Genomic DNA, 2,427 nt, shown 5'->3' with positions numbered 1-2,427 from the left:
CTCACCGAGGGTGTCACCGACGCCGAGACCCTGCGCAGCTACGTGGTGACCGACCGGCTGGTCGGGAACTTCGACGAGGCGCTCGGCCTGATCGCGCAGGCGGTGAGCACCGGCACGTCCAGGGGCGTCTACCTGCACGGCTCGTTCGGCTCCGGCAAGTCGCACTTCATGGCGGTGCTGCACGCGCTGCTGCGCGGCGAACCGGCCGCCCGCACGCTCGACGACCGCCTGACCGACGTCGTCGGCAAGCACGACGCGGAGCTGGCCGGCAAGAGGTTCCTGCTCGTCCCGTTCCACCTGCTGGGGGCGAAGTCGATCGAGCAGCGCGTCCTCGGCGGCTACGCCGACCAGCTGCGCGGGCTGCACCCCGACGCCCCGATCCCCGCGGTGCACCGGGCCGAGGCGCTGCTGGCCGAGGCCCGCGGCGTGCGGGCCAAGGTCGGCGACGCCACCTTCCTCGCCGAGCTGAACCGGGCCGGTGCGGGCGGCGGCGAGGAGGACGAGTGGGGCGACGACGCCTCCTGGACGCCCACCGAGCTGGACGCGGCACTCGCCCCGGGCGCCGCCCCGGACGGGCGGACCCGCCGGCTGGTCTCCGACCTGCTGACGACCTGGTTCGCGAACACCTTCCGTGACCTGCGCGAGGACGCCGAGGGCTTCGTCTCGCTGGACGCCGGCCTCACCGAGATCGCCCGGCACGCGCGGGACCTCGGCTACGACGCCGTCGTCCTCTTCCTCGACGAGCTGATCCTGTGGCTGGCGAACAACATGGGCGACCAGGCGTTCGTCTCCCGCGAGGTCCAGAAGGTCACGAACTTCGTCGAGGGCGGGCTGGGCGCCCGGCCGATCCCGGTCGTCAGCTTCATCGCCCGCCAGCGGGACCTGCGGGAGCTCGTCGGCGAACAGGTCGCCGGCGACGTGCGGCTGTCCTTCCTCGACGTCCTCACCCTCGCCGACGGCCGGTTCGACAAGATCGTGCTGGAGGACCGCAACCTCCCGCTCATCGCCAACCGGCGGCTGCTGCGGCCGCTGAACGCCGACGCCGAGGCGGCGATCGCGCGGGCGTTCGTCACGACGGCGAAGGTCCGCGCCGAGGTGTGGGACACGATGCTCGGCGGCAGCTCCCAGCTCGGCGCCGACCGGGACGCGTTCCGGCTGTCCTACCCGTTCAGCCCGGCGTTCATGGACACCCTCGTCCACGTCTCCTCGGCCCTCCAGCGCAACCGGACAGCGCTGAAACTCATGCGCCAGTTACTCGTCGACCACCGGAACGACCTGCGTCTCGGCCAGGTCGTGCCGCTCGGCGACCTGTGGGACGTCATCACCCGCGGCGCCGACACCCCGTTCACCGACGTCCTGAAGGCCGAGTTCGACGCGGCGCAGAAGCTCTACGCCCGCAAGCTGCGCCCCTACCTGCTCGACGCGGAGGGCCTCGACGAGGACACCCTCGCCCGGGCCCGCCGCGCCCAGGCCGCTGGCTCCGGTGCCAGCACCGGCACCGGCACCGGCGTCGATGTCGGCGTCGACCCGGCGCTCGCGACCAGGGTCCGGCGGTTCACCGCGGACGACCGGCTGGTCAAGACACTGCTGCTGTCCGCGCTCGCGCCGAGCGTCCCGGCGCTGCGCAACCTGACCACGCGGCGGCTCTCCGCGCTCAACCACGGCAGCATCACCAGCCCGATCCCGGGCGGCGAGGCCGGGCTCGTCGGCAAGAAGGCCGAACGCTGGGCCGGCCAGTTCGGCGAGATCAAGTATGTCCCGGTGGAGGGCGGTGACCCGGGCGTCGGCCTGGAACTCGTCGACGTCGAGGTCGACAGCATCCTGAACTCGGCCGTCGCCTACGACAGCGCCGGCAACCGGCGCGCGCTGGTGAAACGGCTCCTCGTCGAGGAACTCGGCGTCACCGTCACCGGCGACGTCTACGGCGACCGGCTCGACCTCGTCTGGCGGGGCGGCAGACGCTCCGCCGAGGTCGTCTTCGGCTCGGTCCGCGGCGGCGAGCTGCGTGACGACCAGCTGGCGCCCGTCGACCCGCGATCGTGGCGGCTCGTCGTCGACTACCCGTTCGACGACACCGGCGACGGGCCGGTCTACGCCCGGGCGCGTGTCGAGCGGCTGCGCGGCGCCGGCGTCCAGCACCGGACGGTCTGCTGGATCCCCGCCGACCTGACCGCCGCGCGCCTGGCCGACCTGGGGATGCTCGTCCGGCTCGACCACCTGCTCGCCGGCGGCGGGCACCGGTTCGACAGCCACGCCCAGCACCTGAGCGCCGACGACCGGCAGCGCGCCCGCGGCGTGCTGAAAAGCCGCTACGACGCGCTGCTGACCAAGACCCGGACCGTGCTGCGCTCGGCCTACGGCCTGACGTCCAAGGACGAGCAGGACGTCACCGCCGACTTCAGCGACCACCTGCGCGCGCTGTGGCCC

1 protein-coding gene is annotated in these 2,427 nt (G+C 73.1%); it reads left to right on the top strand.

The genetic code is table 11. The features are described from left to right. On the top strand, positions 1 to 2,427 hold a 2,427-nt coding region (locus AC5LUJ_RS19915), incomplete at both ends, for a DUF6079 family protein (RefSeq protein ID WP_493465498.1).

It is taken from the genome of Protofrankia sp. CiP1_Cm_nod3 (assembly GCF_982290655.1).
This window is presented reverse-complemented; position numbering and strand designations above follow the sequence as displayed.